The sequence below is a fragment of the Clostridium beijerinckii genome (assembly GCF_018223745.1).
Taxonomy (GTDB): Bacteria; Bacillota; Clostridia; order Clostridiales; family Clostridiaceae; genus Clostridium; species Clostridium beijerinckii.
Genome location: NZ_CP073654.1, coordinates 22,569 through 36,478, shown reverse-complemented (window position 1 = coordinate 36,478; position 13,910 = coordinate 22,569). Strand labels below are relative to the sequence as shown.

At 27.6% G+C, this 13,910-nt stretch carries 12 protein-coding genes; 5 read left to right on the top strand and 7 right to left on the bottom strand.

The window, feature by feature from the left end; translation table 11 throughout:
* The first annotated feature begins 414 nt into the window (after positions 1-414).
* Positions 415-2,487 (top strand): glycoside hydrolase domain-containing protein, encoded by a 2,073-nt coding sequence (locus KEC93_RS26210; protein WP_077869172.1) that lies wholly within the window; start codon positions 415-417, stop codon positions 2,485-2,487.
* Positions 2,488-2,588: 101 nt separating this feature from the next.
* On the opposite strand, the gene KEC93_RS26205 is transcribed toward KEC93_RS26210, so the two are convergent.
* On the bottom strand, positions 2,589-3,122 hold the full coding sequence (locus KEC93_RS26205; protein WP_077869173.1) for a YcxB family protein: 534 nt from the start codon (positions 3,120-3,122) through the stop codon (positions 2,589-2,591).
* A gap of 174 nt (positions 3,123-3,296) precedes the next feature.
* On the opposite strand from KEC93_RS26205, the gene KEC93_RS26200 reads away from it, so the two are divergent.
* Positions 3,297-3,962 (top strand): hypothetical protein, encoded by a 666-nt coding sequence (locus KEC93_RS26200; protein ID WP_077869174.1) that lies wholly within the window; start codon positions 3,297-3,299, stop codon positions 3,960-3,962.
* Positions 3,963-4,036: 74 nt separating this feature from the next.
* On the opposite strand, the gene KEC93_RS26195 is transcribed toward KEC93_RS26200, so the two are convergent.
* The 4 genes from KEC93_RS26195 to KEC93_RS26180 form a co-directional block, all read right to left on the bottom strand.
* Positions 4,037-4,543, bottom strand: a complete 507-nt coding sequence (locus tag KEC93_RS26195; RefSeq protein ID WP_077869175.1) for a hypothetical protein — start codon at positions 4,541-4,543, stop codon at positions 4,037-4,039.
* A 113-nt stretch (positions 4,544-4,656) separates the two neighbouring features.
* Positions 4,657-4,875: a BhlA/UviB family holin-like peptide gene (locus KEC93_RS26190; protein ID WP_077869176.1), complete on the bottom strand. Its 219-nt coding sequence runs from the start codon at positions 4,873-4,875 to the stop codon at positions 4,657-4,659.
* 17 nt (positions 4,876-4,892) lie between these two features.
* A complete protein-coding gene (locus KEC93_RS26185) occupies positions 4,893-5,423 on the bottom strand; it encodes a sigma-70 family RNA polymerase sigma factor (RefSeq protein ID WP_077869177.1) in 531 nt (176 codons plus the stop codon).
* 974 nt (positions 5,424-6,397) lie between these two features.
* Positions 6,398-8,008 (bottom strand): IS1182 family transposase, encoded by a 1,611-nt coding sequence (locus tag KEC93_RS26180; protein ID WP_031276413.1) that lies wholly within the window; start codon positions 8,006-8,008, stop codon positions 6,398-6,400.
* 181 nt (positions 8,009-8,189) lie between these two features.
* Between KEC93_RS26180 and KEC93_RS26175 the strand changes: the two genes are divergently transcribed.
* Complete coding sequence (locus KEC93_RS26175) at positions 8,190-9,512, top strand: IS3 family transposase (RefSeq protein ID WP_077870076.1); 1,323 nt, start codon at positions 8,190-8,192, stop codon at positions 9,510-9,512.
* 268 nt (positions 9,513-9,780) lie between these two features.
* Here the strand turns inward: KEC93_RS26175 and KEC93_RS26170 are convergent, their stop codons facing one another.
* On the bottom strand, positions 9,781-10,929 hold the full coding sequence (locus tag KEC93_RS26170; RefSeq protein WP_077869054.1) for a helix-turn-helix domain-containing protein: 1,149 nt from the start codon (positions 10,927-10,929) through the stop codon (positions 9,781-9,783).
* Between the two features lie 24 nt (positions 10,930-10,953).
* Entirely contained in the window at positions 10,954-11,607 is a 654-nt protein-coding gene (locus KEC93_RS26165) for a hypothetical protein (protein ID WP_077869053.1), read from the bottom strand.
* A 326-nt stretch (positions 11,608-11,933) separates the two neighbouring features.
* Between KEC93_RS26165 and KEC93_RS26160 the strand changes: the two genes are divergently transcribed.
* Together KEC93_RS26160 and KEC93_RS26155 are read left to right on the top strand one after the other, a co-directional pair.
* Positions 11,934-13,172 carry an AAA family ATPase gene (locus tag KEC93_RS26160; protein WP_077869052.1) on the top strand — a complete coding sequence of 413 codons (1,239 nt, stop codon included), beginning with the start codon at positions 11,934-11,936 and terminating at the stop codon, positions 13,170-13,172.
* On the top strand, positions 13,156-13,815 hold the full coding sequence (locus KEC93_RS26155) for an RloB family protein (RefSeq protein WP_077869051.1): 660 nt from the start codon (positions 13,156-13,158) through the stop codon (positions 13,813-13,815). The genes KEC93_RS26160 and KEC93_RS26155 overlap by 17 nt, the downstream gene beginning before the upstream one ends.
* Positions 13,816-13,910: the final 95 nt, after the last annotated feature.

Here is a 13,910-nt window from a genome sequence, read left to right as displayed (position 1 = left end):
GCAAAAGTAATTGATTTTATTATAGTGGCAATTTTGAAAACTTTTTTGTTACATTATTTGTACCATTATTTATAATATTTTGTGTTATATACTTAGTACTAATATTTGTTTCGTTATATGTTATAATTTAATTTACACTATTAGTAATAAAAATTGTTACTAATTTTCTTTTCTGATTATCATTTAATGGTTTTGCTACAATTTTTTTATTACATCTTTATTCTTTATTACCATGACACTGCCTACTTTGCCACATTATTATATACCATCTATCCATTAAATTTATAAATCTAAATATTAAATTAAATACTAAGGTTTACAAATTACACTTATTTTCACTTTTAGTATTTATAGATTGATTAACTAGCTAGTTTAAAATCTTATTTAAATTTAATAGATAAAGGAGAATTTAAAATGGATGAAATGGTCAACAAAACACAGAATTGGTTAAATCACACTTATGTAGGTATTTATCCTTATACTCATATCCCTGAAGACGGAATAACAGGATGGACTACTATAAAAGCATTGATTACAGCACTACAAATTGAAATAGGTATTCCAGAGCCAAATGGAAATTTCGGACCTGCTACAATGGAGAAATGTCCAACTCTATCAATAAATTCTGATGCTACTGATCCTAAGATTCAGCATGAGATTTATATTTTACAGGGAGCACTATTTTGCAAAGGCTATAATCCTACTGGTTTGACAGGAACATTTGGTGAAAACACCAAAGCCGCTGTAATGAAATTTCAAGCTGATGCAGGTTTATCAAATCCAGATGGTATAGTAACTCCTATGATATTCAAAGCACTATTAAACATGGTTGCATTTGTATTGATAAACAATGATAATTTAAAAGGTGATCCAAATATTCGTATCATCCAACAAAGCCTTAATAGAGACTATAATAGGGTAATTGGTTTAATACCTTGTGATGGTTTATATTCTCGTTCAACTAACAAGGCATTAATTTATGGATTACAAATTGAGGAAGGGCAAACTAGTCCTGATGGCATTTGGGGCAGCAATACAGCATCAAAGTGTCCAGTATTAAGTGTAGGAAGTACACAAAAGAAATTTATATTACTACTTCAATATGCTTTATACTGCAATGGATTTAACCCTAATGGATTTGATGGATATTATGGAAATGGTGCCAAAAGTGCCGTTACAAATTTCCAAAGTTTTTGCGGTTTAAAAGCTGATGGGATTGCTGGCAGTCAAACCTTTGCATCATTGCTTGTAAGCACTGGAGATAATACTAGAAAAGGAACTGCATGCGATTGTTCTACAACAGTTACACCTTCTATTGCAGCTACTATTAAATCTAATGGTTATAAAATAGTTGGAAGATATCTTACTGGAAAGTTTAGAATGACTTCAGATGAACTAAAAGTTATATTTGATAATGGCTTAAATGTTATTCCAATATTTGAAGTTGGAGGATATAAATTAGAGTATTTTTCATATGATCAAGGATTATTAGATGCAAATTCAGCGATGTTGGCTGCAACCCAATTTGGCTTTCCTGAAAATACAATAATATACTTTGCTGTTGACTTTGATGCATTAGATTACGATGTAACTTCTAGCATATTACCATATTTTAGTGCAATAAATGAGCTATTTGCCAATTTAGGTTCTAAGTTTAAAGTAGGTATTTATGCACCTAGAAATGTATGCATACGTACTCGAAATGCAGGATATTCTTGCAGCAGCTTTGTGTGTGATATGTCTACTGGCTTTAGTGGAAATCTTGGATACCCACTTCCAAAGGATTGGGCATTCGATCAAATCTCAACAGTTACTTTACATGGAGCTGCTGATATTGAAATTGATAATAATATTGCGTCTGGCAGAGATAACGGTATTAGTAGCATCTCTCCAATTAATATTTTAGATATTCTTAATAATAATAGCTTTGCCAAAAGGTTTGGTGTTGAATTTTCATCGCCTGAAGCAGAAATAGAATTACTTAATAACGCACTTGTTAAAATTAGCATAAGTGCAGCAATAAAAGCTGCTTCAGATGGTGATTCCTCAGTCATAAAATTTAAAGGCGGTGAATTTGAAGGTACTGATATACAAACTCCACTTGATAATCTTAAAGCATCTCTAAATAAAGATAACATTGAATTATCATCAATTTTAGCAAAAGCAAATGATATGGAATTATCAATTAAAGTATCCACTAACGGCGCTAGCTTAAAAATTGAACTCGAAAATTCATTTAAAGTACCTGAGTATGATATCTTTTCTCTTTCAGAAACTTTATCTATTGAATTTAGAATAGATAAAGATAAATTACTTGAGGAATTTGAGCTTGCTGTAAATGGCATAATAGACTTTGTTAAGGAAACCCACGCTATAGGAGTTTTAATATTCATTGCGCTTGCTGCTGCTATTATAATTGTAGGTGCTGAGACAGCCTTAGGAGCTGCTCTTATAAAAGGAATTGCATCTATAGCAGCATTTGCATAATTCTATTCTATATACCACATTCTAGTTTCCATTAAATACAAACAAAAATCACCTCAGAATTTCGAGGTGATTTTTGTTTACTTCCCTTCAAATTTAACATACTAAACATCATCAGGATATTTATTTTTTAATCTTAAATTTGTATTTCTAGTAATAGTACTCACAAATAATTCTTTATTTTCTAGAGGATTAAAAGAAAATATAGGAATCAATAAGTTTTCCCTATTTAATGTTGTTATAAAAATATACTGTTCCACTAAATACAGACCTTTAATAGCACTCCACTTATAAATTGTTTCAGAAAACTTTGTACTAATTTTTATTCCATCATCTATAAAGCGTAAATGCGTTTCCTGAAACATATTTGTATATTTATCAGAATCATATATTTTAAAAATCTTTTTCCTTAATCTCCAGTTAAATATTCTTTTTCTAAAGATTAAAAATATACCATAAATAATTATTCCGGTTATGGTATATAAAGCACTTCTAAGTAAAAGTATCATTCCAAACAATAATACAAAAACATATATATTGTAAAAACGCATTTGTTGTTTGTAAACTTTCGTTTCATGAATATGTTTGATATGAAAATCTAGCAGATCATCCTTTGAAATCTTGAAATCTACCTCCATAAATACCTCTTTCTATCCTTGTTTTAATTATTATTATATGATAATATTTCATTATACATATTTTTACAAACAAATTCAACATAAGAAAGATTTAATCTTATAATATATGCTTTACTATTCATATTTTTAATAGCATTAATATTGTTTTTTGAATCTATAAAAGGAGGACATATATTGAAAAAATTTAATTACATAATACTGACAGCATTACTACTATTATCTTTTACAGCTACTGGTTGCAAATCAACAGTTCAAAATGGAAGTGCTACAGAAAATCAAACGACAACTGGAGACGAATCTCCGAAAACAAGTAAAGATGCTACTGACAATGATAATTATGAAACTCGTGGGAACTCTCCAAGAGATCAGGCAATTTTTGAAGAAAACGAAGAAAGAGATAATACTGAAATAGATAAAAGATATAAAGAAGTGGATAAATCTAAACTGAATTATAATAAAGCTGATTCTTCTCTTACTTACTATGAAACTGAAAATAGCTTTGTTGGCAGTGAAGCTGGAATACCTAGTGTAGATAATAAAAAATACAAAGATATATTATTTGACTATACCTATGCATCTGAAGTAAATCCAACAAAAGTAACTTATGAAGATGCAATAAAACTTGCTAAAAGTGTATTGCCTAATGATATAAAAGAAATAAGAAATAAATATGATAATTCTACTGGAAAAACTTATATAGTTTATTCCTCTAATCAAGGTAATTTTGTATTAGGTCTAGCATACGATTATGACGAATCGCATAATTCTGGTTTCACCCCAAATTCCAAGAATAATACTATCGTTGGAATAAATTATATGAAAGAAATAACAGAACAATAAAGAAGGACTGTAGCAAGATTTGCATAATAACAAATCTACTACATTCCTCTATTCTAGATTAATACAATATCTTATTAATTCCAATCTCCATAAACAGGAGTATTGCCAGAATTATATCTTATTTTGCAATCTATGAACATTCCATAGGTATCTGCATTAATCGGATTTTGTCCTGAATCATATAATCCTCTTATTCTAAGAAAATCTGGATGCCTGGTTCCATTTTGTGATCTACTATAATCATAAGGTTCTACTAGCGTACCTGCTGGGAATGATCCTACATAGCTTCCACCAGAATTGTACATATCTATTGTTCTATCTGTACGAAATACTCTTGCTGCTATAGCACCTGGTACAAATAAATATTCACACCAATCGCTAATATCAGCATCTACATCCAGTCTACCATCAACCCAATTTCCTGAAGAATTTACAAACTTTATAACTATTGCAATTGGTCCACTGCTTGTAACTGCAAATCTTTCCTTATAACCCAAGCTTCCTATCCTTGTGTTATCCTCAATATTTGTAGAATATACTGGTATACTTGATCCTGACATGTTAATTCCTAAATAACCCATAATTTTTTCCTCCTAAATATTAATAATAATTTTATTAAGCCTTTGAGGTTAGCTAACTCATTTGCTTTACATATACTTAAATAGGTTTTTAATTAAATTTGTAAACCTTAAATTTAATTAATTTTATTTTTTATTTCATTGATAGTTAAATTTATTGAATCCAAAAGGTTTAATTTATCCGTAAGTTCTCTTATTATCTCCTGATAATTCTCTTCTCTTTCTTCCTGTTTTGAATCTCTAGTTTCCTGTGCTTTTAATATGTATACTATCAGCACACAACTAAGCACAGCCCATATTCCTTGAGTAGCAGCATTTTTTATTAACTCATCCAAAGCAGTTTCCTCCTTATCTAAATTGATAATTGCGTTTTTAGATTTCTTAAAGCTAATCTTTGAGTTTTATTTACAGCTTGTCTTGATATTTTCAGCATTTTAGCAATCTCTACATCTGAAAATTGCATGTAAAATTTATAAAATGTTATCTCTCTTTGTTTAGGCTTCAATACTGAAATCAAATCATTAAATCTAATATCTGAGTATTCATCACTTCTATCATTAATGTCAATTACATCTAATATTTCTGTTTCCGATGTAAAGCTCATTAATTCTTTATCTTTAAAGTCCTTATAATACAATAATATAGATCTATTTTTGAGGCACCTATTAATATAGGCTACTATATCCTGTTCTTTTTCAAACTTATTTGGATTTAATGATTTTAAAAGTTCATATAAGTAAATAATTAAATCTGTTTCTGCTTCAGGATATCTCAGTTTATAGGCTAAATACCTGATTTTTGAATTAAAATAAGCAAAAATATTTATAAAGTTTTCTTCATTATCTTGAAATATTGTAATTTCTTCTAACAAATTAGTATCCATTTATAACCTCCCCCTGAGCTCTATTAAAAGATTCAGTTAATGTTTTACTTATCAAAATCAAATTCTATGTCATGACATATTTACATATTATCAGTTTAACCGTTAAAAACAAATATCTATATAATCATAAATGCCGATAAAATAAATGATTATATAGCTATAAGTTATATTTTCTTCTATTCCCTTTGATTTTTAATTGTTTTTATCAGTAATGATGATAAGATTATCATTTGTAAAAATATATGGTAAGTTATAAAGTAAAACTTTTTTAAATAAAAAAAGAATTATCCAACAAGAATAATTAACTATAATCATTCAATTAAGATAATCTATAATATATATTATTCATAAATAAAACTGACATTTATAAGGGTTCTATTTTATTATTTTATATTTACTTTTTCTAAGTAAATTAATATATTAATTAATTTAAAATTTAAATATATGTGAATAAATAAATCTTTTTATATTCTAAATTTATGATACTTTTTTTATTGTATATATATGATAAATTTTAATTTAATATTTTCTTGTTATTGCTAGCAAATTTAGCTAATATCACTATATTATTAAGCATAATTAGTTTTATTATTTTTGCATTTTTAGTAACTCTTTTTGTTACAATTTTTGTATACATATTTAGTTACTTTTATTGTTTTATTTTATGTTACATATTTAGTATTAATATTAGTTATATTTTATGAAATAATATTTGTAACATTATATGTTACTATTTTATTTGTATTATTAGTAACAAAATTCGTTACTAAGTTTCTTTTGTCTATTTTGTCGGACATAGAATCAAATATCACTAAAAAAGGGAGTGTCGCAAAATGATTAAATTTTAATCAGGAGCGATGCTCCTTTTCGGTTTAAGCCAGCAAATCTCCAAATATTTGAAATACAATATTAATTATTTAAAGAATTCTGATTTTTAAGCACACTAAAATAAGCCTAGTTAATTTATTCCATAACTAGGCAGTAGGTTTCAATTCATGAAGATGATTCTGAGTTTTTTCATTTTGTATTTTTGAATGTAATTTGTTAATATTATAACCAAAACAAAGCAAAATAAATTCAGTTTGAACGCTATTTTTTCCACGTGTTAAAAATCTATTGAATTCATAATCACTTTTTAGAACTCCAAATGCTCCTTCGACCTGAATAGATCTATTCATTCTTAATTTAGTTCCAAATTCAGTTGTAATATTTTTATAGGATATTTCACGCTTTTCCACAAAAGTTTTTGAAACCTGCATTTTTCTATTTCCTTTTGCTTTTGTGCATTTTACTTTGTAATCGCAATTATCACAGTTTTCGCATTCATACACAGTTACTTCTGATTTGTATCCACTTGCGGATTTTCTATAAATAATAGAGGTAGGTATTAATTTTCTATTGTTATGACAAATATAAAAATCCGATTCAGCATCATATTTCATATTTTCGCGCTTACTTATATCATTTTTAAAACTTCTTTTTTTCCACTTCTCATAAGTTTGTGGTTTTATATAAGGAGTTTGCTTATTTGATTCTAAGAATAAATAGTTTTCTTCGCTTTCATAACCTGAGTCTGCAATTATATTAAGATATTTACGACCGATTTTTTCTTTCATATTATTAAGCATAGGTATTAATGTTGCTATATCATTTCTATCATCAAATATTCCGACGCCGGTTACGTATTCACTTTCAACTGCGATTTGCACATTATATGCAGGTTTTAATTGACTATTTCTCATATGATCATCTTTCATATGCATGAAAGTTGCGTCTGGATCAGTTTTAGAATAACTATTTCTTTTTGAAAATATTTTTTTACTCAAATTATATTTTTCTTCTCTCTCTTTATATTCAGATAGTTGCTCTGTCCACTTTTGAATTTTGGTTTTTCTTTTACCAATTCCATGAACAAACTCTATGTTTCTTTTCTTTTTTTCATATTCAAGCCATTGAAGAATTTTATCAATATCATCTATTAATGTTTCTTTCTGAACAGTAAATTTTTTTAATTCTCCAAGGTTAATATTTTCTAAAAGAACAAGAATTTTATCAAACATTTTTTCTTCATTTTTTAAAATAGTTTTTTTCCAAACAAATGTATAACGATTAGCATTCGCTTCGATTTTAGTACCATCAATAAATGCATTTTCAAATAGTATTTCATTTTGATTTGCTAAATAATTAACTTGTTGATAAAATAAATCTTCAATTACCTCATTTGAAATATAGTCTTTACGAAATCTACTGATTGTAGCATGATCCGGTGCCTTATAACATTGAAGTAACCACTTAAAATTTATATCTCTTTTGCATGCTTTTTCGATTTTCCTGCTTGAATAAATATTTTGAGAATAAGCATATGATATTATTTTGAACATAATTTTAGGTTCCACTGCCGGTTTTCTTCCAACGGAAGAGTACGCCTTATACAACTTCGTGTAATCTAATCCCTCCAATACATGGCTTAGCAAGCGGACTGAATCATCTGATGGTATTAAATTTTCTAGATTTAATGGTAATATAAGTTGAAAATTATCATTAATCTCAGTATAATCTTTATTGTGTAATTTGGTTTTTAGCATAAGTAAATTATACAATGAATGTGAGTTCTTCGGAATTCACATTTTTTATATCTAAAAAAATGAGCCGCTACAAAACTATAAAATGGAACCTATGAAATAGACACTAAAAAAAGACTATTTCAATAGGTTCTTTTTTTGTACAATAAAAGATAAGAAGAAATATAGTAAGGTTGTGAAAAGAATGAGTAAAAAATTATTTTCAGATGAAGAAATTAAAAGTTTATCAAAAAATAGATATGTTAAATCTGTAAGTAAACGTGGAATTACATATACAGATGAATTTAAAATATTGTTTATCGCTGAGCGTAGCAAGGGAAAACTACCTATTCATATTTTTCAAGATGCTGAATTTGATATAGATGTTATTGGAAATAATAGAATTTGGTGTGCAAGTAAAAGATGGCGTAATGCTTATAATGAATCAGGAGAGCTTGGTCTAAGAGATTCTAGAAAATTAAACAGTGGTCGTCCACTTAAACGTGAACTAACCGTTGAAGAAATAATAGCCAAAAAGGATGCAGAAATTGCTTATTGGAAAGCTGAGGCAGAACTATTAAAAAAAATCGAGCTGCAAGAAAGGCAGGTGAAAAATAGTAAACTAAGTGCATCATCAATCTTTGTAATAATACAACATATAATTTTGACATATAACTATAAAAATATGGTTTCACATTTATGCGAAGTAGCTTTAGTATCTAGATCAGGCTATTATAATTATTTAAAATCAACAGGCAAACGTAATCGTAGAGAAGAAAAGGATTTAGAATTGAAGGATATCATTCTTAAAGCATTTAATCATAGGGGCTACAAGAAAGGTTCTCGTTCTATAAAAATGGTGTTAGAGAATGAATTTAATCTTATAATAAATCGAAAATGTATACAACGAATCATGAGAAAATATAATATTGAGTGCCCAATTAGAAAAGCTAACCCTTATCGTAGAATGATGAAAGCTACTCATGAGCATACTGTTGTACCTAATATTTTAAATAGAGAATTCAAGCAAGATTTGGTCGGAAAAGTTTTATTAACAGATATAACTTATTTAACATATGGAGCATCCAATAGGGCTTATTTGTCAACTATTAAAGATGCTTCAACAAATGAAATTCTTTCATATCAGCTTTCCAATAGCCTTACATTAGATATAGCTACCGAAACTATTAAAAAGTTGATGAAAAATCACAAAAATTTACTAAATAAAGATGCCTTTATTCATTCGGATCAAGGAGTTCATTATACTAGTCCTAGATTTCAAAAACTTCTTAAAAAATATAAAATTGGTCAGTCTATGTCTAGGCGCGGAAATTGTTGGGATAATGCCCCGCAGGAATCATTTTTTGGTCATATGAAAGATGAAATTGACTTAAAAAGTTGTTCAACATTTGAAGAATTAGAAGCTTCAATTGATAACTATATGGAGTATTATAATAATTATAGATATCAGTGGGGACTTAAAAAGCTGGCTCCTGTACAATACAGAAACCAGCTCATAGCTGCCTAGCCTTTTTCAAAATGTCCTTGACATAGGAACCATTTTACTAACTATGTTAGTTTTGCAACAGCCCCTTTTTTTATTCAGCATGCATTTATATTAAATAAAAGCGTTACTATTACTTAATGGCCTATTTTATCCGATAGCTAGCATCCGTAACACTCCTTCGTAGTTGAAACACCTCTTCCTTATATGCTTAAGTCGAAGATAACGGCTGCACGCTCCTGGATTAGTTCAACTAAATTCAGGTGGAGTATAAAACTCCACCTGAAAAGTTTCACTTTATCAACTTCAATATATTATTACTCTTTTCAAAAAATGACTTATCTAGAGAATAAAGTTCTATAGCTTCATTTTTATTTAATTCTAACTTTTCTAATATAGCTTCCTTTGTATAAATATTATTCTCTACTAATATTTCAAACGCTTGCTTAAATAAATAAGGTGTTTCCTTTTTTATTTCTTCATCTAATGGTTCTTTTCTATAATAGCCATATTTTATCATCTGTGAATTTAAATATCTTATTTGATTATCAGTTAAAATATTTGCATTTTGACATCTTTTTATCATTGCTGATATTGAGACCTTCCATCTTTTTTTTAGCAGAATAAAGCTATCTATTGAGGATGATATAACTTCTTTGTTAAATGCTTCTATTGGCAATAGAAATGCTGCTGCAAAATAATTTGCCTGCTCCTCAATTTTGTTATATAACTCTTTATCTTCCTCTAATTCTTCTTTATCTATATATTTATGAATAAGTAAATGTGCCAATTCATGTGCAAGATCAAATCTTAATCTTACAGCTGACTCCTTATCATCACCTATAAAAATATATGGTACACCATTTTTCCAAACAGAAAATGCATCTATTTTTTTTGTTCCTATTTTTAATTTAGTAATAACAAAACCTTTTGATTGTAGTATATCTATTAAATTTTCTATTGGTGATTGATCTAGTCCCCAATAGTCTCTTAATTTTAAAGTAATCTCTTCTATTTGGATATGATCAATACTATCTACATCCAAGTCTTCTAACTTAGGTATTTCTAATTTAGGTAATTGAAAATATGATTCTATTAGTAAATATACTTTTTCAATCCATGAAATTCTGGACTTACACGCATCCCTTAATTTATTAGTTATGTTTTTATTGCTCCTAAAATATATTACCTCATTTTCTAAGGCTCCATTATAACTTGAGCAGAAAAAATTTATTGGGAAATCTAAAGTTTCTATTAATTTAACTAATGTTGCTGGACTTGGTTTTGTTTCTCCTTTTTCAAATTGAGATATTGCTTGACTTGATATGCCTATTAGTTTTGAAAGTTGTGCTAAAGATAGCCCCCTCGCAACTCTAGCCTCTTTTAGTTTTGCTGGAACTATTTTATTATTTTTCATAGAACCAAACTCTATCACCTTCATAACTATAATTTCACCTTCCTAATTCTACTTTACTAACGCTTTTGCCTCATCTTTAAGTAACATAATTCTTTTTTCAGTTTGTTCCTTGTTAACATCCATTAATATTGTTTGATTATATTCATCTAATGCATTAAATGCTTCTTCTACCTTTTTCATATTACAGCTAGGAATCATAAAATCTAGATGATCTATTTCTTTTCCCCTGACTCCATATCCTAAAATCATAAAAGTATGTTTTTTCTCTCCAACTTCAGCTTCATTATTGTCAAAAAACAACATTTCAATCTGTTTCTTATCTTTGGAATTAACTTCTGCCTCTTTTAACATATAATCTGAAACCTTATTGCTGTTATGAAGTGTATTTCTTTTGGTTGTTTTATTTATCTTAAGCCGTATCAATTTATTATTTAAAAATAAGGCTTTACTCTTAAATTTATTAACGTCCTTTATCTCAACTTTAAAAGGAAACTCCATAGATAAAACATCTTCTTCAAATTGTCTTTTTATAACAAAGCTTAAGATTCTAGTTCTAATTTCTGAAAATGACTTAGATTTTTCTAATTCTGGATTATCTTCTAAGAGTCTTTTATATGCCGATACTCCAATGTACAATATATAATAGATACTATCCCTTTCTTCTTTTTTTATTAATTTATCTATTTTCTCATTAATCTCCATACTACCCACCTCATATACACTTTTAATACATAAATTATATCATCTGTTTTTGTATATAACAATTATTTTATCAAGTAAATATTTATTAAAGTATATTTTCATCAATTCAAATTACTTTGTTTTAAATTCCTAATCTAAATCATTAATCATTATTTTAATTCACGATTAGGACTTTGAATTATCAAATGTTTCCTCTATCATAATTAAATTGAATCTAATATGAATATATAGTAAAAATATGGTTATCATAATTAGTGAGAAAAAATCTCATATTTATTCACATTTGCACGTAAATGTAGTATTATAATTTTAAGGATGTGAGAAAAATGCTTATACAATTTAATTTTAAAAATTTCAAATCATTTAGAGATGATACAAGTTTAGATATGACTGCAACTTCAATTACAGAGCACCCATATAATTTAATAAATTCCGGTGATGAAAAATATATTAAAACCGCTGCAATTTATGGAGCAAATGCAAGTGGTAAAAGTTCTGTTATTGAAGCTTATACATTTATGAGAAATTGGATTCGAGATTCTTTTAAACAGGCATCAACTACTGAAGATATACCAATTAAACGCTTTGCATTTGATAGTGAAGCATTAAAAGAACCTGCTGAATTTGAAGTATTTTTTAAATATAATAATCACGAATATCAATATGGATTTTCATTAGATAACAAAAAAATTCTTGAAGAATGGCTTTATGTTAAAAAGGAAAATAGCAAAGATAAATATATTACTTTATTTGAAAGATCTGAGCAAGGCATAGATTGTAATTCTAAATTATTAAAAGGTGCTGAAAACTTTATTTCTATTATAGAAGATAAAACTTTATTTCTATCAATAATTTCAAATGCTAAAATTCCTTATACAAAGGATGTTTTTGATTGGTTTTTTAGAGTATTTATTATAGACTATGGAAATATTAATTTTGAAAGTGGGTTAACCAAAATACATTCACCCAATATAGAAAATAAAGATTATCAGAAAGAGCTAGTTAATTTTTTAACTTCTATAGACATAAATATAGATGGTATTATCGTGGAAAAGTTAAAAAATGAAAATGATGAATTTAAAATTTATACAAAACATCTAATGAAAGATAAAATAAATTACTACCAGATGCCACTTTCTGAAGAATCAAGTGGAACTCAAAAAATGTTTACACTATTTACGTACTTACAAATTGCACTTACATTGGGAGGTCGACTATTTATTGATGAACTTGATGCCAAACTTCATCCACTACTTTTAAGATACATTTTAACCATGTTTCATGATGAAAATATAAATAGAAATGGAGCTCAACTTATATATGTGACCCATGACAACTATACATTAACTAAAGATATTTTTAGACGTGATCAAATCTGGTTTGTCGAAAAGGATTCTGATGCAGTATCTCATTTATATTCCTTAGCTGAATATAAGTCAGATGATGATAAAAAGGTTAGAAAAGATGCTTCTTACAACAAAGATTACCTTCTTGGGAAATACGGTTCTGTCCCTATCTTAAGGGGTTATGATATGTGGAGGAATCAAGATGCCGAAATTAAATAGAGCTGGCCGTAAGCATAAAAGAAATGAAGGAACCAAAGAAGTTCAACCAGGCAATTATTTAATTGTGACTGAAGGCACAGAAACTGAAGTTAATTATTTTGAAAATATAAGCCGAATTATTAAAGAGCGGTTTAGAAATAATATTATCGTTGAAAAAGTTGATTTAGATGTTAAAGGTCTTGGGCGTTCCACTACAGTTTTAGTTAATGAAGCTATGAAAAAACGTAGTTTAAATCCTTCCTATAGTGATGTTTGGGTAGTATTTGATAAAGATGATAATAAAGATTTTAATGAAGCTATAATTTTTGCTAAAGAAAATGGATTAAATACTGCATGGTCAAATGAATGTTTTGAGTTATGGATATTACTTCATTTTCAAGATCTAACAGCAGCTATTGATAGAGATGATTATACTGATAAATTAAATACTCATTTTAAAAAGAAGAATTTAAATAAAGGTAAGTACGAAAAAAATATTTATGATATTTTTGATGTGATATCTCCATATGTAAATATTGCTATAAAAAGGAGCAATGCATTGATAGCAGATTACAAAAGTTCTAATATAATTAGTCCAACTAAAATGAATCCAGGAACTAAGGTTCAAGACTTAGTTTCCGAGTTAATTCAATATATTAAATAACAATTTAGTTAATAGTAGTATCATTAAATATTCTTAATGATACTACTATATTTTACATATAAGAGAGTATATAAAATTGACATTTAAATCATTTT

Coding starts and splice junctions, on each gene's coding strand:
- KEC93_RS26210 (WP_077869172.1), top strand. CDS start 415: ATGGATGAAATGGTCAACAAAACACAGAATTGGTTAAATCACACTTAT.
- KEC93_RS26205 (WP_077869173.1), bottom strand. CDS start 3,122: ATGGAGGTAGATTTCAAGATTTCAAAGGATGATCTGCTAGATTTTCAT.
- KEC93_RS26195 (WP_077869175.1), bottom strand. CDS start 4,543: ATGGGTTATTTAGGAATTAACATGTCAGGATCAAGTATACCAGTATAT.
- KEC93_RS26185 (WP_077869177.1), bottom strand. CDS start 5,423: ATGGATACTAATTTGTTAGAAGAAATTACAATATTTCAAGATAATGAA.
- KEC93_RS26180 (WP_031276413.1), bottom strand. CDS start 8,008: ATGCTAAAAACCAAATTACACAATAAAGATTATACTGAGATTAATGAT.
- KEC93_RS26175 (WP_077870076.1), top strand. CDS start 8,190: ATGAGTAAAAAATTATTTTCAGATGAAGAAATTAAAAGTTTATCAAAA.
- KEC93_RS26170 (WP_077869054.1), bottom strand. CDS start 10,929: ATGAAGGTGATAGAGTTTGGTTCTATGAAAAATAATAAAATAGTTCCA.
- KEC93_RS26165 (WP_077869053.1), bottom strand. CDS start 11,607: ATGGAGATTAATGAGAAAATAGATAAATTAATAAAAAAAGAAGAAAGG.
- KEC93_RS26160 (WP_077869052.1), top strand. CDS start 11,934: ATGCTTATACAATTTAATTTTAAAAATTTCAAATCATTTAGAGATGAT.
- KEC93_RS26155 (WP_077869051.1), top strand. CDS start 13,156: ATGCCGAAATTAAATAGAGCTGGCCGTAAGCATAAAAGAAATGAAGGA.